Here is a 22,234-nt window from a genome sequence, read left to right on the forward strand (position 1 = left end):
AAGATAGAAAGTTAACAGCTTCCTCAAATGTTTACAAGAAATTTGAGGGGAAGGTTCAGGGTCAAGTCTGACATTCGACTGTTTTAGCCGGCCTTGGCCGGCGTGGCTTGCACGGTTTCCGTCTTCGGCTCGATCGTCAGGTCGACCCGGCGCGGCACGCCGCTCACGCCGGGGAAGCCGGTGAAAGCGCTCTGCACCAGCGCCGGCATCACATGCGGCGTGGCCTGCACCCGGCTGGTGTTCTGCACGGTGACGTCGTACAGCTTGCGGCCGTCGATGCTGTTGATGGTCACGCGCAGCTGGCGCTGGTATTCATGCTTGACGCGCTCTTCCACATACATCGGCCCGTAGCGGTAAGGGTCGTAGAAGAACGGACGGTAGCCCCAGCGCGAATAACCCCAGCCGTAACGGCCGTAGCCCGGACCCCAATACGGCCCCATGAACGGATCTTCCGCCTCCAGCACCCGCACCGGATGGTCGATGGTGTTGAATTTCATGCCAATGAGCAACTTTGGCTGCTGCTTGTCGACGACCTGGTGGAAGCCCAGCTTACCCAGTTCGTTGCTTACCAGCACTTGATAGCTGCGGTATTCCAGCGTGTCGTCCGCGCCCTGCGGGGCTTCGAACGCATAGGATTTGTCCTGGATGTCGGCCGGCCAGGCGTTGAAGGCCGTGACATCGCTGCGGATGGTGGTGGCGCAGCCGCTCAGCAGCATGACTGCGGCGGTCGCCAGCATGGCGAGATATTTCATGATAGTGCCCCTCTCTGTTCAGACGGTATTTTCCAGTACTAAGTCTACGACGGTCGCCCGCACCCTGCACGATTATTACAGAATGTTACGGCAAGGTGGAAACCAGCAACTTATATGCGCTCATCTGCGGCGCCCGCAGGCAATTCGCCCGTCCTCCTGCTGCTGGTATTGGTAAAATAGGCTTTTGCTTCCGTCACCAGAGTCCTCCAATGCGCACAGACAGCAGTCCTAAGACGATATTCCGCAAAGATTACACCGCCCCCGCCTACCTGGTTGATACCGTGGAACTGGGCTTCGACCTCGATCCCGACCGCACGGTGGTCGCCAACCGCATCACCATGCGGCAGAACCCGGCCGGCCGGGGACGTGCGAGCAACGATATCGTGCTGCACGGCGAGGAGATCGAACTGGTGGCGCTGCGCATGAACGGCAAGCCGCTGGCGCCGACGGAATACCATCAGGACGGCGGCATGCTGATCATCCGCAAGGCCCCGGCCAAGGTGGTGCTGGAAATCGAAACGCTGTGCGCGCCGGTGCAAAACACCAGCCTGTCCGGCCTGTACGTCTCGAACGGCAATTTCTTCACGCAGTGCGAGGCCGAAGGCTTCCGCCGCATCACCTACTTCCCGGACCGTCCGGACGTGATGGCCAAGTACACCGTGATGCTGCGCGCCGACAAGGCTGCCTATCCGGTGCTGCTGTCGAACGGCAACCTGATCGAGGAGGGCGACCTCGGCGACGGCCGCCACTACGCCAAGTGGGAAGACCCGTTCAAGAAGCCGTCCTACCTGTTCGCGCTGGTGGCGGCGCGCCTGGTCTGCCAGGAAGAACGCTACACGCTGCAGTCCGGCCGTGAGGTGCTGCTGCAAGTGTGGGTGGAAGAGGGCAACCTCGACAAGACCGACTATGCCATGCAGTCGCTGAAGAACTCGATCCGCTGGGACGAGCAACGCTTCGGCCTGGAGCTGGACCTGGACCGCTTCATGATCGTCGCCGTGGGCGACTTCAACATGGGCGCGATGGAGAACAAGGGCCTGAACATCTTCAACACCAAGTTCGTGCTGGCCAACCCGCGCGTGGCGACCGACGTCGACTATGCCGGCATCGAGGCGGTGGTCGGCCACGAATACTTCCACAACTGGACCGGCAACCGCGTGACCTGCCGCGACTGGTTCCAGCTGTCGCTGAAGGAAGGCCTGACCGTGTTCCGCGACCAGGAGTTTTCCGCCGACATGATCGGCACCGACAGCGGCCGCGCCGTCACCCGCATCGACCAGGTGCGCACCTTGCGCCAGTCCCAGTTCCCGGAGGACGCCGGCCCGATGTCGCACCCGGTGCGGCCCGACTCCTTCGTCGAGATCAACAACTTCTACACCGTCACCGTGTATGAAAAAGGCGCCGAAGTGGTGCGCATGTACCAGACCCTGGTGGGCCGCGACGGCTTCCGCAAGGGCATGGACCTGTACTTCAAGCGCCACGATGGCCAGGCCGTCGAATGCGACGACTTCCGCGCCGCCATGGCCGACGCCAACGGCCGCGACCTGCACCAGTTCGAACGCTGGTACTCGCAGGCCGGCACGCCCATCGTCACGGCGCGCACCCGCTACGACGCCGTCAAGCGCAACTTCGACATCATCCTCAGCCAGCGTGCTCCTGCGTCCTCGTCGGCCTCCGCCGGCCAGGCCGACAAGCTGCCCTTCCACATTCCGGTGGCGGTCGGCCTGCTGAGCGCCAGCGGCAAGGACCTGCCGTTGACGCTGGAAGGCGGCAAACACGCCAAGGGCGCCAAGGGTGACGTACATACGGTGGTGCTGGAATTGACCGAGCAGGAGCAGATCTTCCGCTTCCGCCACGTCGACGAACGGCCGACGCCATCGATCCTGCGTGACTTCTCGGCGCCGGTGATACTCGAATACGACTACACCGACGACGAGCTGCTACACCTGTTCAGCCATGACAGCGACCCGGTCAACCGCTGGGAAGCGGGCCAGCGTCTGGCGATGGAGCGCCTGCTGAAACTGACCGCGCAAGTGGCGCTGGCCGGCGGCAGCGACGCCGGCCTGAAACTGGACGCCACCTTCATCAACGCCCAGCGCGCCGTGCTGACCGACGAGACGCTCGACCCGGCCTTCCGCGAGCTGGCCTTGATACTGCCGTCGGAAATCATCATCGCCGAGCAGATGGACGTGGTCGATCCGCAGGCGATCCACGTGGCGCGCCAGTTCATGCGCCGCACCATCGGCGCGGCGCTGAAGCCCGAGCTGTTGGCGCAATACCACGCCAACCAGACGCCCGGCGCCTACAGCCCGGACGCACTGTCGGCCGGCAAGCGCGCGCTGAGGAATCTGTGCCTGTCCTACCTGATGGTGGCGCCGGACATGGCGGAACTGAAGCTCGCGCAGCAGCAGTTCGAAAAGGCCGGTAACATGACCGACCGTTCCGCCGCGCTGGTGTCGATGATCCACAGCGGCGCCGAAGCGGGCCCGTACCTGAAGGCGTTCTACCAGGACTTCGAAAACGAGGCGCTGGTGATCGACAAATGGTTCGCCATGCAGGCGGCCGCGCCGACCACCAACGTGGCCGCCGTGCGCAAGCTGATGCAGCATCCTGCCTTCACGCTGAAGAACCCGAACCGCGCGCGTAGTTTGATCTTCAGTTTCATCAGCGCCAACCCGTCGCAGTTCCATGCGGCGGACGGCAGCGCGTATGAATTCTGGGCGGAGTTCGTGATCAAGCTGGACGCGATCAACCCGCAGGTAGCGGCACGCCTGGCGCGCGGCATGGACCGCTGGCGCCGTTACGCGCCGGCGTTGCAGGCAAAGATGAAGCGCGCGCTGGAGAAAGTCGCCGGCCGCGCCAAGCTGTCGAACGACGTGCTGGAAGTGGTCACCAAAGCGCTCGCCGATTAAGCATAATAATTTATATCGTTTATTTTCACCTCAAGGGAAACCATGAAACGCATCAGCCTCACACAATATCTGGTGGAAGAACAGCGCCAGAACAACACGATCCCGGCCGAACTGCGCCTGCTGATCGAAGTGGTAGCACGCGCCTGCAAAACCATCAGCCACTCGGTGGGCAAAGGCGCGCTGGGTGAAGTGCTCGGCACCGCCGACACCGAAAACATCCAGGGCGAAGTGCAGAAGAAGCTGGACATCATCTCCAACGAAATCCTGCTGGAAGCGAACGAATGGGGCGGCCATCTGGCCGCTATGGCGTCGGAAGAGATGGAATCGATCCACCCGATCCCGAACCGCTATCCAAAAGGCGAATACATGCTGCTGTTCGACCCATTGGACGGCTCGTCGAACATCGACGTCAACGTCTCGATCGGCACCATCTTCTCGGTGCTGAAGGCGCCTGAAGGCATGGGCCAGCCGACCGAAGCGGACTTCATGCAGGCAGGTACCAAGCAAGTGGCAGCAGGCTACGCCGTGTACGGCCCACAGACCATGCTGGTGCTCACCACCGGCAATGGCGTCAACTGCTTCACCCTGGACCGTGAGATGGGTTCGTGGGTGCTCACGCAGCGCGACATGCAGATCCCGGCCAAGACCAAGGAATTCGCGATCAATATGTCGAACCAGCGCCACTGGCATGCTCCGGTGCAGCGCTACGTCAGCGAGCTGCTGGCTGGCGACACCGGCCCGCGCGGCACCAACTTCAACATGCGCTGGATCGCCTCGATGGTGGCCGACGTGCACCGCATCCTGAACCGCGGCGGCATCTTCATGTACCCGGCGGACACGCGCGACACGTCGATGCCAGGCAAGCTGCGTTTGATGTACGAGGCGAATCCGATGGCCTTCATCGTTGAACAGGCGGGCGGCGCGGCCACCGATGGACAGAACCGTATCATGGACATCCAGCCGCACAAACTGCACCAGCGCGTGCCGGTGTTCCTGGGTTCGCGCGACGAAGTGGCGGTGGTGACGGGTTACCACGCAGGCTGACAAGCTTTAAAATCGCACAAAGCAATGACATTTTTGCAGCATGGCCAAAATTTATCGTGTTGGGGCTAGCGTGTAGCAGGAAATATTTGTTAGAATGTGCGACTTCGCCGCTTTAGCTCAGTTGGTAGAGCAGTTCATTCGTAATGAAAAGGTCGCCAGTTCGATTCCGGCAAGCGGCACCAGAACTCAGCAGTAAGAAATACCAAGAAGTCTAAAAACCCGCTCTCCTCATGGGAGAAGCGGGTTTTTTGTTGTCCTTGAAAATCCGAGGGGTTAACATAAAACCAAGGACATATACCGACACTTTTGACGGTATCTCGTTGCTGAGTTCGATTTTGTATACCGACAGAGGGAGGCTCCCATGGCACTCACCGGCACCTTTGTTCGTTTCGCCAAGGCAAGCAAGCCGAGCGGCGATAAGCATTACGACGGCGGCGGACTCTACATTCACGTCAAACCGCAGGGCAAGTACTGGCGGCTCGACTACCGATACCTCAACAAGCGCAAGACGATGGCGCTGGGCACCTATCCCGAGGTCGCCCTCGTCAAGGACGATGTGTTTCCTCTTATCGGCAAGCGGCCGATTTCCATGATCAAGCCACGGGACGTATTGGCCGTGGCGCAGAAAGTGGAGGCTCGCGAAGCTTATGACTCTGCCCATCGCATCAAGCAGGAATGGGTGGAAATCGATCTGGATGGGGCAGGGTGGCGCATCCCGGCCGCGAGAATGAAAATGCATGTCGAGCACATCGTCCCGTTGGCGCGGCAGGCCGTGGCCATCTTGCGCAAGTTATATTCAGTAACGGGAGACGGTCGCTACGTCTTCCCAAGCCTGCGCACGCCGCGTGAGTGCATGAGCGAGAACACCGTCAATGCGGCGCTGCGCGGCCTTGGGTACAGCAAAGAGGAAATGACCGGCCACGGCTTCCGCGCGATGGCCCGCACGATGCTGGATGAAGTGCTAGGGGAGCGTGTCGATCTGATCGAGCACCAGCTGGCGCATGCCGTCAAAGACCCGAACGGGCGCGCCTACAACCGCACCAAGCATTTGCCGGCTCGGCGCGAAATGATGCAGCGCTGGGCGGACTACCTGGACAGGCTGCGTGATGATGGTGTTCGCTTGCAGTAGCTCACCCTAGATCGGACGAGGGAGAGTCGTAGCCGCCGGTTTCGGCCATGAATGCGCTTACGGCAAGTCAACAGGTTTTCATTTTCAAGGACGTACGGATGCGACCACGCGAAGAGCAAACAGAAGTACCAGTAACCCAAAATTCTGAAAACGAAGGCCGATATCGTCAGTGTGGCGACCTGGTGTTGCAGGTTCATGTATCGGAAGTAGTCAGCGAGCCTGTCGTGACCGTCTACATGGTCTTCGTGCGCTGATACAGAGCGATGAAGCAAGAGGAGGAGTGCAAGGCGCAGCGGAGACGTGGAAACCCATTTGATAAAAGTCAAATGAGCGCAACTTTTTCATCATCAATAGTTTCCCATTACAAATAACCACACTACTATTCTGGGCAGGAGACAACAAGACATAGAAAGAGACCATGATGATAAAACCAGACTGGCTTGCCTTTGGCTTCTTCTTTTCCGGCGCCTGCGCGCAAACCTCGTCTGCGCTCTATCTGGCGTGCTTTCAACGTGGAGCGTCGACACTCCATGCCGATCAAGTCGTTATTTCCGATGTCTCGAATCAGCATGAGCCCTTGCGTAAGGTGGCGTATGTCGTGGATCCTGAGTGGATTTCGGCATTGGAAGTAGTAGATCTTGAGAAATTATGCAGAATCGCAGTCGCCCAGTTCTTGAGCGAGAGCGCGATCCATAATTTCTCGACAGGCTTGCTGCCACTGGAATATTCGTCGATTCCTTGGGACGGCGGGGTGCAACTTGTTTAAGTTTAGGGCGCAAACTTCTTCTTGCCGATTGCTCCGACCGTTTTCCTGGTTTCCATCGGGGTTTTTTGCGAAATCTGCCGCAGGTCTTGGATCGCGCTGCGGCACTCTCCTTCATCGACATAACCTATTGTGCTCGCGGCGACGACCCGGTCCTGCTCTCTGAGTCGCCACCGCCACGGCTCCTTTGTGGTTTTACAGCTGTCCTTGTAGATTTCAAACCACATGGTCTGCTCCCCAATTGTAAATATTCAATATCTTACAATTTCGAAGCGCAGAACAACATTGAGACAAATCAATAAGCAATCACTGGATTCATGCCAATTTGCGGCAAGGCTTTCAGGCCAGACTTCGACGATGACCTCTATTGCAAAATGATAGTGGAGTAGCGTTGTAATAATGCAGCCCGCTATTCCGATCAATACACTGCCCGCGGCTGGGTAAACTTGCGTCCGTCCTATTTAGCCTGCCAGCATTCGGCCCCACTACGGCGATTACGGGATTGCCCCATAACGCGTTCGGCTACGCATGGATGGGCATACAAATGATGCATCGACATATGTTTTTTGTTATTTGCTTGGTTGTGCTTGATGCTCGAGCTGCCGAGCCATCCAAGGCAGTGATTCTTAGCTGCCTATCCGCGAGAGCCATTTCTTCGTCTGTTACATGGTGGGCTCTGCCGACACAAGAAATTAATTCGCAAGACGACTACTGGAATGGGTTCAACGCGACCTACTATCTTGTGGTGCAGGGAAAGGAGATCGGCTACGCGGAGAAGGGGGCGGTGAAGGGGATTATTTTTGATCACAAAGTCTATCCGGTGGATTCGGCTCTGGCGCTCCCCGGCTATGCAGAGCGACCCACTGAACTGAACCCATATGTGGCGGAGTGGGGAACGGTGGCGGATGTAAGCGGAAAATTCGTTTGTGTCAGTTTTCCTTTTGGGGCACTAGGGCAGAGTGGAAGCTTTCAAAAAAATAGAAGCGCCTATTTGATGTCGCTTACCGGGCCCAAAAATGCTCGACGCCTTTTTTCCGCGACAGGCAATATTGATTTGATCAGGACACGCAAGTAGCACTGCATCCACTTGGCATTCGTCGGCACTCTTGTCTGGGGCAATATCGGAGAGTTTGGTTTTCGGCATGCCGAGTAGTTCGGCAGCACGTTGCTGGGTCAAGCCCTGACTATCGAGACCCTGTGTGATCTCATGCGCGAGTCCCGCCTTCACCAGCATTTCGCCGGCATCCGGGTGGCCGAGATCGGCATAGGGATTGTCGCTGCCTGCTTCGATGGTAATGTTGTCGATGATTTCAGTCGTCTTCATGGTTAGCGATCACTTTTCAATCAGCCACGGCCTTCACAGGTCCTTTTTAGTAGATCCCACCCAGAGCAACGGCCGTATCGACAGCATGATTAGTTTATACCCAAATGTAGATATTCGCAGAGGGGCTGGAGCTTGCTGCTCTTGCTGTTGGGTGAATGAAATCGAGCACGCGGCATAAGAAAATCGTTCGCCGGAGAATCGAATTTAGCAAGTTGCGAAGTTGGAGCCGTTGATCTTTCGCAAGATTGACGCCATTGTTGTTCGCGAATGCGGTCACTCATACTTGATTTATAAAACGACATAAATAATATATATCGTTTAAGGCGAGCGTGGATTGCATGGTTGGGGCCGGAGGGTAATGTGAACATGCACGCTCATTTCCCTGTGCGGCTATCGCCATCACATTTGGAGTGCATATCATAGAGATACAGATTGGGAGTGATCCGCTTGGATTCCATGGACACTACGGGCCTGGGAATTCGGCCGGTCTATGGTCTATTTCAAGCGCTGCAGAAACCGTGTGCGCTAAATGCGTGGTTTTGTGCATGAGGTGAAAAAACAGCTGCGTCAGTGATGGGCCTATTTCGCTGACGCCTGTTTCGTGCGGATGGATTGCAGTTCGCTCTTGAACCACGTGCTGCTGGGTACGGGCTGCGCCGTACCACATTTCACCAGGTAAGCCTTGCCGGACATGCTGCTGGTGCTGGCCGCAAGGGCGATGAACTGTTCCGTTCCCTCAACCTTCTTCTTGTCGATCAGGTAGTCCAGCTTGCTTGCCAGATGCGCCTTGGCGTCGGTCGAGCTATACCAGCCGCCGTTGCGCTCGAACTGGCAGCCTGAACTTCCTAGCCGGTTTAGTAGCGCGTCGATTTCCGTGCGCGATGCGGCCGGCAACTCGGCGGCCATGCTCGACGACATCGCAAACACCAACAGTGGCACGGCGAAACGTAATTTCATGTCTACTCCTGAGCTTTACAAGATCCTCGATGGTACGCTGATAAAATACGGAATCAACTCCACTCCGCGAGCGACCATGAACGACTACATCATCCTCATGCTTGACGATACCGCGAACCCAGATGCCGCAAGCAGCGCGCTTTGGGAATTCTACATCACCAGCCTGCGCCAGAGCGGCCAGTTCGACGGCGGCAGTTCCATTGGCAAGGGCGCGCTGTATCGCAAAGGCGCGCCGGCCGATTCCGCCAGCCTGGACGTCACTGGCTACCTGCGTGTGCGCGCCGCCGACCTTGACGATGCCGCGCGCTTCCTGATCGGCAATCCGCATTACGAGGCCGGCGGCGGTGTGGAAATCCGCGAGCTGCCGCCGGATTAATTCGGCGGTTACATCGCGCTGGCGCTGGAAAAATGGTTCTCCGGACAGGGGGGGCGCGCAAACGCCTCCGATGTCGTTTTCGTTCAATATTCCAAGACAAGCTATCGCTACAGTCAAGGTTTCTGCTTACCTTGGGATGCAAGACGATGATGACGATTTATGGCTTTGGGCCGGCGTTCGGTCTTTCTGACGCAAGTCCGTTTGTGAGAAAGACCGAGATCCTGTTGAAACTGGCAAACCTGCCGTATCAAAAACAAACCGGCAAACTATGGCGGGCGCCCAAAGGCAAGCTGCCCTATATCGACGACCAGGGCGTGATCTTGTCGGACTCCACCTTCATCCGCTGGCACCTGGAAAAGAAATACGATATCGACCTCGACGCGGGGCTGTCGCACCGGCAGCGCGGCGTGGCATGGGCGGTGGAAAAACTGGTCGAAGACCATCTGTACTGGGCCTTGGTGCAACGGGTATGGCGCGATCCGGTGAATTACCCGAGAGTCTCCGCGGTTTTTTTTAAGAAATTGCCCTGGCCGCTGCGTCCGCTGGTGAGTTATCTTGCCAGTCGCAAGGCGGGCAGGAATCTTTGGGCGCAGGGGATGGGGCGGCACACGCCGGACGAACAACTGGCACTCGCGCGCAGTACGGTGGCCTCCATCGCGGCCATCCTCGGCGATCAACCGTTCATGCTGGGGGCGCAACCGAGCGCGGTGGACGCGGCGGTCTTTCCCTTCATGGAATCGATGACGTCCGATTATTTTGATGACGCCTATACCGCGATCATGCAGTCGCACCCGAATCTGCTCCGTTACGTCGCGGCCATGCGCGCGCGGTATTTCGCCGCCGCCGTCTGATATCATCGCCCGATGAACAAGAAACTGATCTTCGTCGGCGCCGTTGCTGGCCTGCTGGGTTTGCTCAACCTGATGAGCCACGCCGAGCAGCGCGGCCAGGTGCCGTTCAACGCGCTGCTTACCCCGGCCACCTGCGCTCAGCCGCAGTGGCCGAACGAGGCGCGGCGCTACGAAATCGAAGGCGTGACGACGATCCGTTTCCAGATCGGCGCCGACGGCAAGGTCGTGCATCCGGAAGTATCCCAGGGCAGCGGCTGGCAGATACTCGACGATGCCGCCATCCGCGGCATCTCCCGCTGCGTGTTCCAGCCCAACCTGGATGAGGCCAAAAACGGCGCCTCCTTCCCGATGCAATTTGTCTGGCAGTTCAGCGACGGTCCCGCCGCCCGTCCCTTGCTGGTGGCCGGCAGCTGCCCGCCGTCCGCGCGCTTCCAGACGTTCAAGGAATTCGACCGCAGCCCGAGCGGTAGCGACGGCATCCTGTTGCGCTTCCTGGTCAGCAGCGATGGCGCGCCGATCCGCGTGGTCGCCGAAGCCAACGGCCAGGCGCCGGAGCTGGTGCAACAGGCGGCCGACTACGTGCAGACTTGCCGCTTCGCGATCGATCCTCAACTGGCCGGCCAGCGCACCGACACCGCTTTCGGCCGCGTACTCCTCAAGCCCTGATTCGCACGTTTCCTTGGTTGCATGACAATACTCTGTGCTATTCTTGGCATATGAGGCAACTTAGCAATAAATGCAATTTTTCGGCGTGGGTGGTCGCCTGCGCGCTGGCGATGCTCATGGCGCTTGGCATACACGCCGAGCCCATGCGCGTTGCCTATCCGCAGCCGCAGATCGAGCTCGACCGGGGCTACTTCGTCAAGATGCTGGAACTGGTGATGCGCAAGTCCGGCGCCAAATACCAATTGCAGTCCTGGGACGTGAAGGCGATCAAAGGCCGCGCGGTGCAGGAGCTGGCGCACGGCAGCAACATCGACGTGATCTGGGCGATGACCACCCGCGAGCGTGAACAACTGCTGCTGCCGGTGCGCATTCCGCTCGACATGGGGCTGGCCGGCTGGCGCATCGGCGTGATCAACGCCCAGGACAGCGCCAAATTCGAGGCGGTGCGCACCCTCGATCAACTGCGGCAGCATAAGATTGGCCAAGGCTACGACTGGGCCGACACCGCCGTGCTCAAGGCGAGCGGCTTCGACGTGGTCACCGGCGCCACCGCCGACAATCTGCATGCGATGCTGGCCGTGAAGCGCTTCGATTTCTTCCCGCGTTCGATACGCCAGGTATGGGGCGAGGCGGAACAGCATGCGGCGCAAGGGGAGGTGGTGGAAATGACGCTGGCCTTGCACTATCCGGCCGCGGTGTACTTCTTCGTCAACAAGAACAACCCGGCGCTGGCCGAGGTGCTGGGAACGGGTTTGAAACGGGCGCGCAGGGACGGCTCGTTCGACCAGCTATTCCGCTCGTATAATGCAGATCTCATCCGGCGTACCAGGCTGAGCCAGCGCCTGGTGCTGGAGCTGCCCAATCCCGACCTGCCGGACGAAACGCCGTTGCAGAACAAAGAACTCTGGTACTCGCCGACGCGGTATTAGATCAGCGGATGTCTTCGGCGCGGCGCCGGTCCGGTTCCGACAGCACGCGGGCGATCACCGGCAAGGGCACGCCGGCATCTTCCAGGAACGTGGCGGCGGCTTCACGGCCGGCGGTTTCAAGCAGGGCCAGGCCGGCGTTGACGGCGATGGCTTTGGCCCGGTCCGGGCGTGAACGTCGTTCTACATGCATGGAGGACTCCCGTTTTTATAGGTGTACATCAACGCTCAAGCTTAGCACAACAGCAATTGTTGTGGAGCAGACCCACCTTGAAGAAATGGCGAACGTCACTAAATTAAACAGATACAGTCACCAAGGATAGAACATGACAACAACTGAAACCGCCATCCTGGCCGGCGGATGCTTCTGGGGCGTGCAGGACCTGGTGCGCAAACAGGCCGGCGTGCTGGCGACGCGGGTCGGCTACAGTGGCGGCGACGTGCCGAACGCCACCTACCGCAACCACGGCACCCATGCCGAGGCGCTGGAAATCGTCTTCGATCCGGCCGTCATCAGCTATCGAAAAATCCTGGAATTCTTCTTCCAGATCCACGACCCGAGCACCCGCAACCGTCAGGGCAACGACATCGGCACGAGTTATCGCTCCGCAATTTACTATACCAACGAGCAACAGAAGGCGACGGCCGAGGATACCATCGCCGACGTCAACGCATCGGGCTTGTGGCCGGGGAAAGTCGTCACCGAGGTGGCGCCGGCCGGCCCGTTTTGGGAGGCTGAACCGGAGCACCAGGACTATCTGGAGCGCATACCCAACGGCTACACCTGCCATTTCATCCGTCCGGACTGGCGGTTGCCCAAGCGTTGAGCTGAAATAAATATCCATTGTAATCAATGGCTTGTATTCCGGAAGGTATTCGGAAGGCAAGGTTTTCGCGTCGTCGCTACAGTTTGACTCATGTTTTACTTCTCTTCGTTAGGAAGCACCATGAGTCAATTATTTACAGCAGTGTATGAAGTCACCAGCGGCGCCGCAGGCTCGCCCACTTTGTGGTTGAACCTGGTCGTGAATGCGCAAAACGACAGCGTGATCGGTCACGCGCGGGTGGCGTTTGAGGGCGGCGAAAGCGCCGGCATTTCGGTGCGCGGACATCACACCCGGATCGAAGGCGAGCATCCGTTGGAGGCCGTGGTGCTGGCCGGCCTGCCGGCGATTTTCCCCACGGTGGAGGAAGCGCCGAGCGCGTTCCAGCTGCTGATGGTGTTGCCGACCGCTTCCAGGAATGGCCAGGTTTGCTACAAGATGAGTTTTGGCCATCCACAACAACCGCGCATCGTCGAGGTGCGTGACGGCAGTGCGCACGCGGTGCGGCCGGAACTGGCAACGAGCGCCTGATTTGGGATTTCAGCGGTTTCATGCCGCTGTCGTCGTCAGTACCACTTCCAAAGTGCACAAAATTGGTACTCACCGATTAACACGATGTTCAATTTGAGACATTCGAAAGTTGGGGCGCAATTGCGCCCCTTTTGCTTGCTGAAGTTGGTTGGTGGGTACTCACACTCCGTTTCAAGTTCCATATCGGTTCTTGCCGCAATAACTCTTCCTTGGTTGTAACTGGTATTTGATTGGATGCCATAAAATAAAACCACTTGACTACCACTTCTTTGCGTTCCATCCTGAAAAAATAATAAGAGCATAGATTTACCCACCCAAGGAGGAGAAAGCATGGAACGTGCAGTCAAGGGAAACGCGGCCGTACTCGGCCTGGTCGCCAGTATGTTGGCGGCTTGCGGCGGGGGCAGCGACAGCCCCGCCACCACCACACCACAAATGAAATTGCTGGGCGGCGTGCAAACCGCCGACACTGCCGCCGATTGTCCGGCATGGTCGTCCAGTGCGATCTACACGGTCGGCATGTGCGTGACCTATAACGGCTCCACCTACAAGGCCAAATGGTGGACGCAGAATAACGTGCCAGGCACAGAGGAGTGGGGGCCTTGGGCGCTGCAAGCCGTGACGCCTACCCCAACACCTACCCCGACGCCGACGCCAACGCCAACGCCTACGCCGACTCCAACACCTACCCCAACGCCAACGCCAACGCCAACTCCGACACCTACGCCGGTCGGCGGCCGTGAAATCGGCTCCTACTTCGCGCAGTGGGGCGTGTACGGCCGCGGCTACGAAGTGGCCGATATCCACACCACCAAGACCCCGGTCAATGGCGTGCAGACCAGCGTGGCCGACCAGCTCACGTTCATCAACTACGCCTTCGGTAACACCTACGCCAAGAACGGTGGCTACGAATGCGACATGGTGACCAGCGCCGAAGTGGGCAACGATACGCCGACCTCGCCGCAAGCCGGCACCGGCGGCGACGCCTACGCCGACTACCAACGCCAGCCCGCGCGCACCGTCGACGGCAAGACCGTCGCCTGGGACGCTCCGCTGACCGGCAACTTCCTGCAACTGAAGCTGCTCAAAGCCGCGCACCCGAACCTCAAAGTATTCATCTCGTTAGGTGGCTGGAGCTGGTCGAAAAACTTCTCGGCCGCCGCCAAGACCGACGCTCTGCGCAAGCAGCTGGCCAAGTCCTGCGTGAAGATGTTCATCGCCGGCGACCTGCCGGTGCAGGATGGACGCGGCGGCCCCGGCTCCGCCAAGGGCGTGTTTGACGGCATCGACATCGACTGGGAATATCCGGGCGGCGGCGGCCAGCCGTACAACACCTACGACGCGGTCAACGACAAGCATAACTTCACGCTGCTGATGGCCGAGTTCCGCGCGCAGCTGGACGCGCAAGGCGCCATCGACGGCAAGCGTTATGCGCTGACGGCCGCCATCGGCGCCGGCACCGAGAAGATCGCCCAGACCGAACCAACCCTGTATTCGCAGTACATGGACTGGGTCAACCTGATGAGCTACGACTTCCACGGCGCATGGGAAAGCACCACCAACTTCCACGCGCCGCTGTACCACGACCCTGCCGATCCAGCGACCGGCATCCTCGCCAAGTACAACACCAACGACGCCGTGACGGCGCTGGTGGCGGCCGGTATGCCGCGCAATAAGATCCTGCTCGGCGTGCCGTTCTACGGACGCGGATGGAAAGGCGTCGCCGCCGGCCCGAATGCCAACGGCCTGTATCAAACCACCACCGGCGGCGCGGCGGGCACCTACGAAACCGGCATCGACGACTACAAGGTCCTGGTCAACAAGGCCGGCACGCGCTGGTACCATCCGCAGACCAAGCAGCTGTTCCTGTACACCGGCACCGGCGAATGGTGGAGCTACGACGACCCGACTGTGATCGCGACCAAGATGCAGTACATGCGCGACCAGAGCCTGCGCGGCGCCTTCTCGTGGGAGCTGGACGGCGACGCCAGCGGCGCCCTGACCAGCGCCGTCTGGAAAGGACGCTAAGCCATGAAGCGCCATGCCGTCGTCCAAACCATCGGCGTCACCGACGCATGGCGCAGCTGGATCGCCGAGAACCTGATCCTCGGCATCCGGCCGGATACGCTGGTCGGCATCCTGACCCAGTCCGGTATCGGCGCCCGCGAAGCCAACACGGAGGTCGCCGCGGCGCTGCGCAGCCCTTACCTGCAGGGCGTATCGCGTTTGCACAACCGGCTGGCCAAGCGCGATTGGGTGCTCCGCATCCAGTCGCAATTGAACCGGCTGGCGCCGACCGAGGTGCCGCGCCGGGAGCGCCTTTCCGGTGCGGCCTTCCTCGAACAGCACTACCGCCGCAACCTGCCGGTGATCATCACCGGCATGCTGGACGACTGCGCCGCTCGCAGCAAGTGGACGCTGGAGTATCTCAGCGAGCAGCTGGGCGAACGCATGGTGGAAGTGCAGTTCGGCCGCAGCGCCGATCCCGACTACGAGATGAACAGCCAGTCGCACAAGCGGCGCATGCGCTTCGGCGAGTACGTGGAACTGGTGCGCGACAGCGGGCATACCAACGACTTCTACATGACGGCCAATAACGACGGCCAGAATCGCGAGTCGCTGCAGGAACTGATGGCCGACGCGCCGCCGCTGCCGGAATATCTGGACCCGGCAGGGCGCGGCTTTTTCTGGTTTGGTCCGGCCGGCACCATCACGCCATTCCATCACGACCTGACCAACAACTTCATGATCCAGATCGCGGGGCGCAAGCGCGTGCGGCTGATCGCTCCCTGCGATACGCCCAAGCTGTACAACCAGCGCCACTGCTTTACCCCGGTCGATGGACGCAACATCGACCTGCAGCGTTTTCCGATGATGGCAGACGTGCCGGTCATCGACTGCGTGCTGGAACCAGGCGAGATCCTGTTCCTGCCCGTCGGTTGGTGGCACTTCGTCGAAGCGCTCGATATCACCATCACCATCTCTGCCACCCACTTCAAGTGGGACAACGACTTCTACAGTCATTACCCGAACAATCACGATTTTTAAAATACGGGAGACAAAATGCGACATAACCTATTGATGCTGGCGCTGATCGGCAGCGCCGTCGCCGCCTGTGGCGGCGGCTCCGATCCTCAAAGCGCGACGCCTGGACCAAAACTGATGGGCGGAATACAAACCGCCGCGGCGGCGGCCGATTGCCCGGCATGGTCGTCCAGCGCGATCTACACCGTCGGCATGTGCGTGACCTACAACGGCGCGACCTACAAGGCCAAGTGGTGGACGCAAAATAATGTGCCGGGTACCGAAGAGTGGGGACCTTGGACGCTGGATTCCACGACGCCGACTCCAACGCCAACGCCGACACCGACACCGACACCTACGCCCACTCCGACACCAACGCCGGTCGCGTGCCGTCCCGACGGCCTGGCCTCGCCGGTGCCGAACGTGAACTACTGCGGCGTGTATGACGCCAACGGCCGCGAGAAGCTGGCCAATGGCCTGAACCGCCGCATCGTCGGCTACTTCACCAGCTGGCGCACGGGCGCGAACAACACGCCGTCCTACCTGGTCAACAACATCCCGTGGGACAAAATCACCCATGTGAACTACGCCTTCGCCTCGGTGGACGCCAACGCCAAAGTCCAACTGGGCAGCGGCGACAACAACCCGGACACCGGCATGACCTGGCCGACCATCCCCGCCGCCGCGATGGACCCATCGCTGCCGTACAAAGGCCACTTCAACCTGCTGGCCCAATACAAGAAGCGCTACCCCGGCGTGAAAGTCATGCTGTCGGTAGGCGGCTGGGCAGGCAGTGGCGGCTACTACACCGCCACCACCAATGCCGACGGCTCGCTCAACACCGCAGGCATCAACACGCTGGCCGATTCGATGGTTGCCGTGCTCCGTCAATACACCTTCTTCGACGGCATCGACATCGACTACGAGCACCCGACCACCAACAACGAAGCCGGCAACCCGCTCGACTTCACGCTCTCCAAACCACGCCTGGCGGGCCTGATGAAGAGCTACAACGTGCTGTTGAAAACCGTGCGTCAAAAGCTGGACACCGCAGCCGTCGCCGACAACAAGTACTACATGCTGACCATCGCCGGCTCGGCGTCGGGCTGGATACTGCGCGGCGAGGAAAACCTCTCCGGCCTGCAGTACCTCGACTACGCCAGCCTGATGTCCTACGACCTGCACGGCGGCTGGAACCAGTACGTCGGTCCCAACGCCGCGCTGTTCGACGATGGCAACGACGCCGAACTCAAAGCCGGCAACGCCTACTCCTACGGCGGCATCGGCTACCTGAACGTCGACTGGGCCTACCACTACTATCGCGGCGCATTGCAGGCCGGCCGCATCAACATCGGCGTGCCGTACTATACGCGCGGCTGGAAGGATGTCACCGGCGGCACCAACGGCCTGTGGGGAACCACGCCATTGGTGAACGACACCGTCGCCTGCGCCGGCGTCAAAACCTGCGGCACCGGCGCGGTCGGCATCGACAACGTCTGGTACGACCTCGATACCAACGGCAAGCCGGTTCCCGGCGGCGGCAATCCGCTGTGGCACGCGCTCAACCTGCAAAACGCCATCGTGCCGGACTACCTGGATGTCTACGGCGTGACCGAGAAAACCATCACCGGCACCTACACCGCCAACTACAGCGCCACGATGGCGGCGCCGTGGCTGTGGAACGCCACGCGCAAAGTCTTCATCTCCACCGAGACGGCGCAATCGATGGCCGCCAAGACCCAGTACGTGATCGACAACGCCATCGGCGGCATCATGATCTGGGAACTGGCCGGCGATTACGCCTGGGACGCCAGCAAGAACGGCGGCAAGGGCGAGTACTTCATGGGTTACACGCTGACCACCAACATCTACAACGCCTTCAAGACCGCCAGCCCATATGGCGCCACGCGGGCGGAATCGGCGATGCCGGCCAGCAGCGCCAAGGTGTCGATTTCGCTGGGTGGTTGGAAGCTAGGCGACAGCAACTACCCGATCAACCCGGTGATGACGGTGACGAACAACACCACCGTCGCCATCCCGGGCGGCACGGTGGTGGAATTCGACTATCCGGTGTCGGCGCCCGCCAACATGAGCGATCAATCGGGCTACGGTCTGGTGGTGACCAAGGCCGGCTACTCGGGGCCGAACAACATCGGCGGCTTCAAGGCCAGCTTCAACCACGCCAAGTTCACGATTCCGACGTGGCAGACGCTGGCGCCGGGCGCTTCGGTGTCGCTGACGCTGAACTATTCGCTGCCGATTTCGGGGCCATCGGCCTACGTGGTCACGGTGAACGGCGTGCGTTACGCCTTGAGCGATGAGTATCCCGGCCTGCCGGTCGCGCTGAAATAAGGGGACGCGATGAAATCAGTTCACAGCATCGCTGTGCTGAGCGCCTTGCTGCTTGCCGCCTGTGGCGGCGGCAGCGACGGCGGCCAGGCCGACAGCAGCGCTCCGCGCATACTCTCCGGCGGCATTTCCACCGCCGCCGCCACTGCATGTCCGGCATGGACCGCCACGGCGGTCTACACCGCCGGCATGTGCGCGATCTACCAGGGCAAGCAATACGAAGCCAAATGGTGGGTGCAGGGCACCGCGCCCAATCCCAACGATGCGTGGGGGCCGTGGAAGTACATCACCGACGCCACCGATCCGACGCCGCCCGATCCCGGCACGCCGCAACCGGGCGGCGTGCCGACCAAGGCGCAAGCCGAGGCGCGCGAGGCCCAGCTGACCGACAACGATTTCTTCCGCACCGTGAAGGCGTCGATCCGCACGTTGGACAACGCGGCGGTGGACGTCGTATCGCCCGGCGCGGCGGCCAACCCGGCCAACGTCAAGCGGGTGGAGCGTTTGCTGACGTCGGCCAAGTGGGACTACTACTTCGGCATCCGTGAGCCCAGCTATACGTATGGCCGCTTCCTGCAGGCGGTGGCCAAGTTCCCGGCGGTCTGCGGCGACTATACCGACGGCCGCGATGCGGACGCCATCTGCCGCCACTCGCTGGCGACGATGTTCGCCCACTTCGCGCAGGAGACGGGAGACCACAACGCCAGCCTGCCATTGCCACAATGGCGCCAGGGCCTGAAGTATCTGCGCGAGATGGGGTGCGACGAAACCGGCACCAACTGCGGCTACAACGTCGAATGCTCGGACCCGGTGTTCAACACCGTCTGGACCTGCGGTAAAAACGCCGATGGATCGTTCAAGAAGTACTACGGCCGCGGCGCCAAGCAGCTTTCGTATAACTACAACTACGGCCCGTTCTCGCAGGTGATGTACAACGGCGACCAGTCGGTGCTGCTGAAGAATCCCGACCTGGTGGCGTCGACCTGGTTGAACCTCGCCTCGGCGACGTTCTTCTTCGTCTACCCGCAACCACCCAAGCCGTCGATGCTGCATGTGCTGGATGGGACCTGGGTGCCGAATGCGGCGGACAAGGCGGCCGGCGCGGGCAACAACTTCGCCACCACCATCATGATCATCAACGCCGAATGCGGCACTGGCACCGAGAAGGCGGCGGCGCAGAACCGCATCGACTACTACAAGCAGTTCGCGGCGGACCTGGGCTGGAACATCGGCAGCGAACAGCTGTCATGCGCCACGATGCAGCGCTTCAGCGGATCCAGTTCGGCGGCCTACAACATCTACTGGGAGAAGAACTGGAGCAGCGGCGGTGACTACCAATGCCAATTGGTGAGCTATCAAACGCCGTACAGCGCCCTGATCGCCGGAAACTACACTAAATGCGTGGAGAAGAACTGGGGAGTTACGCTCAAGTGATCTGATGGCATACAATGGTCTGGCCAAGAGTAAGAGGGAGGCCAACCATGCCTATGCACTACCTGCGGGCTCTAACCAGCCCGCAACGCACCAACATCAGCAACCGCCGCCTTGGCCGTTCGCTGGCCTTTGTGGCTGGCGCGGTCAACGCCGGCGGTTTTTTCGCAGTGGGTCAGTACACATCGCACATGACCGGCATCGTCTCGTCCCTGGCGGATAACGCCGCGATGGGCGATGTGCGCGTGGTGTTGGCGGGCCTGGCGGCGTTGCTGGCGTTCTTGCTGGGCGCTGGCACTTCCGCGATCCTGATCAACTGGGGCGGGCGGCGCGGCGCGCAAAGCCAGTATGCATTGCCGTTGATACTGGAGGCGGCGATGCTGCTGTGCTTTGGCCTGATGGGCGCCAGCCTGGGCGCCTCCGGCCAGGTGCACGCCATCGTGGCCTTACTGTGCTTTGTGATGGGACTGCAAAACGCCATCATCACCAAGGTCTCGCGGGCCGAAATCCGCACCACCCACGTGACCGGGCTGGTGACCGACATCGGCATCGAACTGGGTAAACTGTTTTACTTGAACGACAAGGCGTCGCCGGTGAAGGTGGTGGCCGACCGCGACAAGCTGCGCTTATTGAGCTCCCTGCTGGCGATGTTCCTGCTCGGTGGGCTGGCCGGCGCGTTCGGCTTTAAATACCTGGGCTACATCTCCACATTGCCGTTGGCGGTGGCGCTGCTGTCGCTGGCCATTATTCCATTGGTCGACGATTTGCGCGCGCGCGTGCGAAGTACTCCTTGACGTAGCGCTTGGGGACTTCGGTAAATCCGTAGTGTTCATAGAACAGATGCGCCATCGGACGGCGCATGCTGCTTGAGAGTTCGGTGTGGCTGCAACCGCGCGCCATCGCCTGCTGCTCGGCGCAACGCATCAATGCCGTGCCCGCGCCGCTGCGGCGTATCGTGTCATCGACGACGAAGGCGGTCACCACCGCATACTCTGCAGTCGTGCTTAAGGGCAGCACATAGTTTTGCGTGACGACGCCCAGGATGGCGTCATCGTTCACGGCGACCCAGCAATCGGCGTCGCGGTTGTTGAATTCATCCCAGCGCTGTTCAAGATCGGCGACGCTGTTGGGATAGCCCAGCTGGTAAAACAGATCGGCAAGGCGGGGCAGGTCGGTGCTGACGGCTTTTCGAATAATCATGGTGGCTGAGTGTAGGCACGGGGACGGCGCCATCCCCGTGCAGGTCAAGAATCAGAAAGCGTGGCGCAGGCCGACGTTGAATTCACGCGTGCCGCCCACCGCGCCGAGTTGGCCCGCCGCCGGCAGCGTGGCGCTGTAGGTATGATACGCGGCGCCGTTCTTGTTGACCATGCGCGCGGCTGACATGTAGGCGATCGTACGCTTGGACATATCGTAGGTCCAGGTGACCGCGATCTGGTGCGCGTCCTTGTCGTCGCGGCTCTTGTCGTCCTTGCGGATGTAGCTGGCCAGGATGGTGCTGGCGCCGAACGGGATCGATGCGCCCAGCAGCAGATCGCGGTTGTCGGTGCTGCCGGCGCCCTTGTTGCTGCCGTAGATGACGATCGCTTTCAGCACCTGGAAATTGTAGCTGCCGCTGAGGACATAGTTGGTCGACTTGTCGCTGGCGGTGGCGTTGTTCAGCGAGTTGTAGCCGGCTTTGAGCAGCACCGGACCTTCCGCATACGTGACCGACGCGCCGATGTCGCGCGAAGCGGCGTTGTTGCCAGCCACTTCACCAAAACCATACAACACGTCGGCCGTGACGCCGCCCATGACCGGCGTGGTGTACTTGACCGTGTTGTTGAGTCGTTTGCCGTTGGTGGCGAACAGGTTGCTGCCGGCGCCGGCGAAGCCGTCGTCCATCGGCTCGACCAGCTTCCACGCCAGGTACTCGGGACCGTACTGGCGGCCCATCGTGATCGCACCCAGCGTATTGCTCTTGATGCCGACAAAGGCCTGGCGGCCGAACAGCAGGCCGCCCTGGTCCGAGGCGCCGGTGTCCACCAGTACACCCGATTCCAGCGTGAAGATGGCCGACAGCCCATTGCCCAAGTCTTCCGCGCCCTTGAAGCCGATACGGCTGCCCTGCAGGGTACCGCTTTGCATCTTGGTGTCGTTGCCGTTGAAGCCTGAGCTGCCGGCGGTGGCGCCGGAGACGGTGGCGACGCCCACGTCAAGCACGCCGTAGACGCTGACATTCGATTGTGCCAGTGCGGTGCCGGCGCAGCCCGCGCACAGAGCGGCGGCCAGGAGTTGTTTGTTCATTCCGTTGATTCCCGATGAAGAGTAGAAGAGGTGCCCATGCCAGGCCCGATGCCTGAGCGCCGAAGCTTAATCGTCGATTATTACAAGATCGT

The 22,234-nt window shown here is 60.5% G+C and carries 22 protein-coding genes and 1 tRNA gene; 16 read left to right on the forward strand and 7 right to left on the reverse strand.

All coding sequences use genetic code 11. The features are described from left to right. Nucleotides 1–83 precede the first annotated feature (83 nt). Nucleotides 84–752, reverse strand: coding sequence for a DUF4136 domain-containing protein (locus AC07OK_RS27360; RefSeq protein WP_494693220.1), 669 nt, complete (start codon nucleotides 750–752; stop codon nucleotides 84–86). 209 nt (nucleotides 753–961) lie between these two features. On the opposite strand from AC07OK_RS27360, the gene pepN reads away from it, so the two are divergent. The 5 genes from pepN (at nucleotide 962) to AC07OK_RS27385 (ending at nucleotide 6,600) form a co-directional block, all read left to right on the forward strand. Continuing rightward, a complete protein-coding gene (gene pepN / locus AC07OK_RS27365; RefSeq protein ID WP_494693221.1) occupies nucleotides 962–3,661 on the forward strand; it encodes an aminopeptidase N in 2,700 nt (899 codons plus the stop codon). A gap of 42 nt (nucleotides 3,662–3,703) precedes the next feature. Continuing rightward, nucleotides 3,704–4,705 (forward strand): class 1 fructose-bisphosphatase, encoded by a 1,002-nt coding sequence (locus tag AC07OK_RS27370; RefSeq protein ID WP_494693222.1) that lies wholly within the window; start codon nucleotides 3,704–3,706, stop codon nucleotides 4,703–4,705. A 106-nt stretch (nucleotides 4,706–4,811) separates the two neighbouring features. Next, a tRNA-Thr gene (locus AC07OK_RS27375) sits at nucleotides 4,812–4,887 on the forward strand. Nucleotides 4,888–5,066: 179 nt separating this feature from the next. Further along, nucleotides 5,067–5,834 (forward strand): tyrosine-type recombinase/integrase, encoded by a 768-nt coding sequence (locus AC07OK_RS27380; protein WP_494693223.1) that lies wholly within the window; start codon nucleotides 5,067–5,069, stop codon nucleotides 5,832–5,834. Between the two features lie 418 nt (nucleotides 5,835–6,252). Then, nucleotides 6,253–6,600: a hypothetical protein gene (locus AC07OK_RS27385; RefSeq protein WP_494693224.1), complete on the forward strand. Its 348-nt coding sequence runs from the start codon at nucleotides 6,253–6,255 to the stop codon at nucleotides 6,598–6,600. Nucleotides 6,601–6,602: 2 nt separating this feature from the next. Here AC07OK_RS27385 and AC07OK_RS27390 read toward each other — a convergent pair whose 3' ends face one another. From AC07OK_RS27390 to AC07OK_RS27400, 3 genes are all read right to left on the reverse strand, one after another. Beyond that, nucleotides 6,603–6,824: a YegP family protein gene (locus tag AC07OK_RS27390; RefSeq protein ID WP_494693225.1), complete on the reverse strand. Its 222-nt coding sequence runs from the start codon at nucleotides 6,822–6,824 to the stop codon at nucleotides 6,603–6,605. A 722-nt stretch (nucleotides 6,825–7,546) separates the two neighbouring features. Next, a complete protein-coding gene (locus AC07OK_RS27395) occupies nucleotides 7,547–7,921 on the reverse strand; it encodes a helix-turn-helix domain-containing protein (RefSeq protein ID WP_494693226.1) in 375 nt (124 codons plus the stop codon). A gap of 579 nt (nucleotides 7,922–8,500) precedes the next feature. Further along, nucleotides 8,501–8,878, reverse strand: coding sequence for a DUF5329 family protein (locus AC07OK_RS27400; protein ID WP_494693227.1), 378 nt, complete (start codon nucleotides 8,876–8,878; stop codon nucleotides 8,501–8,503). 76 nt (nucleotides 8,879–8,954) lie between these two features. On the opposite strand from AC07OK_RS27400, the gene AC07OK_RS27405 reads away from it, so the two are divergent. The 4 genes from AC07OK_RS27405 (at nucleotide 8,955) to AC07OK_RS27420 (ending at nucleotide 11,700) form a co-directional block, all read left to right on the forward strand. Next, on the forward strand, nucleotides 8,955–9,254 hold the full coding sequence (locus tag AC07OK_RS27405) for a hypothetical protein (protein WP_494693228.1): 300 nt from the start codon (nucleotides 8,955–8,957) through the stop codon (nucleotides 9,252–9,254). Between the two features lie 146 nt (nucleotides 9,255–9,400). Then, complete coding sequence (locus tag AC07OK_RS27410) at nucleotides 9,401–10,105, forward strand: glutathione S-transferase family protein (RefSeq protein WP_494693229.1); 705 nt, start codon at nucleotides 9,401–9,403, stop codon at nucleotides 10,103–10,105. 12 nt (nucleotides 10,106–10,117) lie between these two features. Beyond that, on the forward strand, nucleotides 10,118–10,771 hold the full coding sequence (locus tag AC07OK_RS27415; RefSeq protein WP_494693230.1) for an energy transducer TonB: 654 nt from the start codon (nucleotides 10,118–10,120) through the stop codon (nucleotides 10,769–10,771). A gap of 116 nt (nucleotides 10,772–10,887) precedes the next feature. Then, the gene (locus tag AC07OK_RS27420; RefSeq protein WP_494693231.1) at nucleotides 10,888–11,700 is read left to right on the forward strand and encodes a substrate-binding periplasmic protein; all 813 of its coding nucleotides are present in this window, start codon (nucleotides 10,888–10,890) and stop codon (nucleotides 11,698–11,700) included. Nucleotide 11,701: 1 nt separating this feature from the next. Here AC07OK_RS27420 and AC07OK_RS27425 read toward each other — a convergent pair whose 3' ends face one another. Further along, on the reverse strand, nucleotides 11,702–11,890 hold the full coding sequence (locus AC07OK_RS27425; protein ID WP_494693232.1) for a hypothetical protein: 189 nt from the start codon (nucleotides 11,888–11,890) through the stop codon (nucleotides 11,702–11,704). 133 nt (nucleotides 11,891–12,023) lie between these two features. On the opposite strand from AC07OK_RS27425, the gene msrA reads away from it, so the two are divergent. The 7 genes from msrA (at nucleotide 12,024) to AC07OK_RS27460 (ending at nucleotide 20,650) form a co-directional block, all read left to right on the forward strand. Then, nucleotides 12,024–12,524: a peptide-methionine (S)-S-oxide reductase MsrA gene (gene msrA, locus AC07OK_RS27430; RefSeq protein ID WP_494693233.1), complete on the forward strand. Its 501-nt coding sequence runs from the start codon at nucleotides 12,024–12,026 to the stop codon at nucleotides 12,522–12,524. A gap of 120 nt (nucleotides 12,525–12,644) precedes the next feature. Continuing rightward, the gene (locus tag AC07OK_RS27435) at nucleotides 12,645–13,052 is read left to right on the forward strand and encodes a DUF1842 domain-containing protein (RefSeq protein ID WP_494693234.1); all 408 of its coding nucleotides are present in this window, start codon (nucleotides 12,645–12,647) and stop codon (nucleotides 13,050–13,052) included. Nucleotides 13,053–13,382: 330 nt separating this feature from the next. Then, on the forward strand, nucleotides 13,383–15,080 hold the full coding sequence (locus tag AC07OK_RS27440; RefSeq protein WP_494693235.1) for a glycosyl hydrolase family 18 protein: 1,698 nt from the start codon (nucleotides 13,383–13,385) through the stop codon (nucleotides 15,078–15,080). 3 nt (nucleotides 15,081–15,083) lie between these two features. Beyond that, entirely contained in the window at nucleotides 15,084–16,100 is a 1,017-nt protein-coding gene (locus tag AC07OK_RS27445; protein ID WP_494693236.1) for a cupin-like domain-containing protein, read from the forward strand. Between the two features lie 15 nt (nucleotides 16,101–16,115). Beyond that, on the forward strand, nucleotides 16,116–18,428 hold the full coding sequence (locus tag AC07OK_RS27450) for a chitinase C-terminal domain-containing protein (protein WP_494693237.1): 2,313 nt from the start codon (nucleotides 16,116–16,118) through the stop codon (nucleotides 18,426–18,428). 9 nt (nucleotides 18,429–18,437) lie between these two features. Beyond that, entirely contained in the window at nucleotides 18,438–19,859 is a 1,422-nt protein-coding gene (locus tag AC07OK_RS27455; RefSeq protein WP_494693238.1) for a glycoside hydrolase family 19 protein, read from the forward strand. A gap of 47 nt (nucleotides 19,860–19,906) precedes the next feature. Beyond that, nucleotides 19,907–20,650 (forward strand): YoaK family protein, encoded by a 744-nt coding sequence (locus AC07OK_RS27460; protein WP_494693239.1) that lies wholly within the window; start codon nucleotides 19,907–19,909, stop codon nucleotides 20,648–20,650. Here AC07OK_RS27460 and AC07OK_RS27465 read toward each other — a convergent pair. Continuing rightward, on the reverse strand, nucleotides 20,601–21,056 hold the full coding sequence (locus AC07OK_RS27465) for a GNAT family N-acetyltransferase (RefSeq protein WP_494693240.1): 456 nt from the start codon (nucleotides 21,054–21,056) through the stop codon (nucleotides 20,601–20,603). The genes AC07OK_RS27460 and AC07OK_RS27465 overlap by 50 nt on opposite strands. A gap of 51 nt (nucleotides 21,057–21,107) precedes the next feature. Further along, complete coding sequence (locus AC07OK_RS27470; protein WP_494693241.1) at nucleotides 21,108–22,142, reverse strand: porin; 1,035 nt, start codon at nucleotides 22,140–22,142, stop codon at nucleotides 21,108–21,110. Nucleotides 22,143–22,234 lie beyond the last annotated feature (92 nt).

This window comes from Duganella sp. GW821-FHT07G03, assembly GCF_059418605.1.

Coding starts and splice junctions, on each gene's coding strand:
- AC07OK_RS27435 (WP_494693234.1), top strand. CDS start 12,645: ATGAGTCAATTATTTACAGCAGTGTATGAAGTCACCAGCGGCGCCGCA.
- AC07OK_RS27470 (WP_494693241.1), bottom strand. CDS start 22,142: ATGAACAAACAACTCCTGGCCGCCGCTCTGTGCGCGGGCTGCGCCGGC.
- AC07OK_RS27420 (WP_494693231.1), top strand. CDS start 10,888: ATGGCGCTTGGCATACACGCCGAGCCCATGCGCGTTGCCTATCCGCAG.
- AC07OK_RS27410 (WP_494693229.1), top strand. CDS start 9,401: ATGATGACGATTTATGGCTTTGGGCCGGCGTTCGGTCTTTCTGACGCA.
- AC07OK_RS27445 (WP_494693236.1), top strand. CDS start 15,084: ATGAAGCGCCATGCCGTCGTCCAAACCATCGGCGTCACCGACGCATGG.
- AC07OK_RS27405 (WP_494693228.1), top strand. CDS start 8,955: ATGAACGACTACATCATCCTCATGCTTGACGATACCGCGAACCCAGAT.
- AC07OK_RS27455 (WP_494693238.1), top strand. CDS start 18,438: ATGAAATCAGTTCACAGCATCGCTGTGCTGAGCGCCTTGCTGCTTGCC.
- AC07OK_RS27425 (WP_494693232.1), bottom strand. CDS start 11,890: ATGCATGTAGAACGACGTTCACGCCCGGACCGGGCCAAAGCCATCGCC.
- AC07OK_RS27465 (WP_494693240.1), bottom strand. CDS start 21,056: ATGATTATTCGAAAAGCCGTCAGCACCGACCTGCCCCGCCTTGCCGAT.
- AC07OK_RS27370 (WP_494693222.1), top strand. CDS start 3,704: ATGAAACGCATCAGCCTCACACAATATCTGGTGGAAGAACAGCGCCAG.
- msrA (WP_494693233.1), top strand. CDS start 12,024: ATGACAACAACTGAAACCGCCATCCTGGCCGGCGGATGCTTCTGGGGC.
- AC07OK_RS27415 (WP_494693230.1), top strand. CDS start 10,118: ATGAACAAGAAACTGATCTTCGTCGGCGCCGTTGCTGGCCTGCTGGGT.
- pepN (WP_494693221.1), top strand. CDS start 962: ATGCGCACAGACAGCAGTCCTAAGACGATATTCCGCAAAGATTACACC.
- AC07OK_RS27395 (WP_494693226.1), bottom strand. CDS start 7,921: ATGAAGACGACTGAAATCATCGACAACATTACCATCGAAGCAGGCAGC.
- AC07OK_RS27400 (WP_494693227.1), bottom strand. CDS start 8,878: ATGAAATTACGTTTCGCCGTGCCACTGTTGGTGTTTGCGATGTCGTCG.
- AC07OK_RS27450 (WP_494693237.1), top strand. CDS start 16,116: ATGCGACATAACCTATTGATGCTGGCGCTGATCGGCAGCGCCGTCGCC.
- AC07OK_RS27390 (WP_494693225.1), bottom strand. CDS start 6,824: ATGTGGTTTGAAATCTACAAGGACAGCTGTAAAACCACAAAGGAGCCG.
- AC07OK_RS27380 (WP_494693223.1), top strand. CDS start 5,067: ATGGCACTCACCGGCACCTTTGTTCGTTTCGCCAAGGCAAGCAAGCCG.
- AC07OK_RS27385 (WP_494693224.1), top strand. CDS start 6,253: ATGATGATAAAACCAGACTGGCTTGCCTTTGGCTTCTTCTTTTCCGGC.
- AC07OK_RS27440 (WP_494693235.1), top strand. CDS start 13,383: ATGGAACGTGCAGTCAAGGGAAACGCGGCCGTACTCGGCCTGGTCGCC.
- AC07OK_RS27460 (WP_494693239.1), top strand. CDS start 19,907: ATGCCTATGCACTACCTGCGGGCTCTAACCAGCCCGCAACGCACCAAC.
- AC07OK_RS27360 (WP_494693220.1), bottom strand. CDS start 752: ATGAAATATCTCGCCATGCTGGCGACCGCCGCAGTCATGCTGCTGAGC.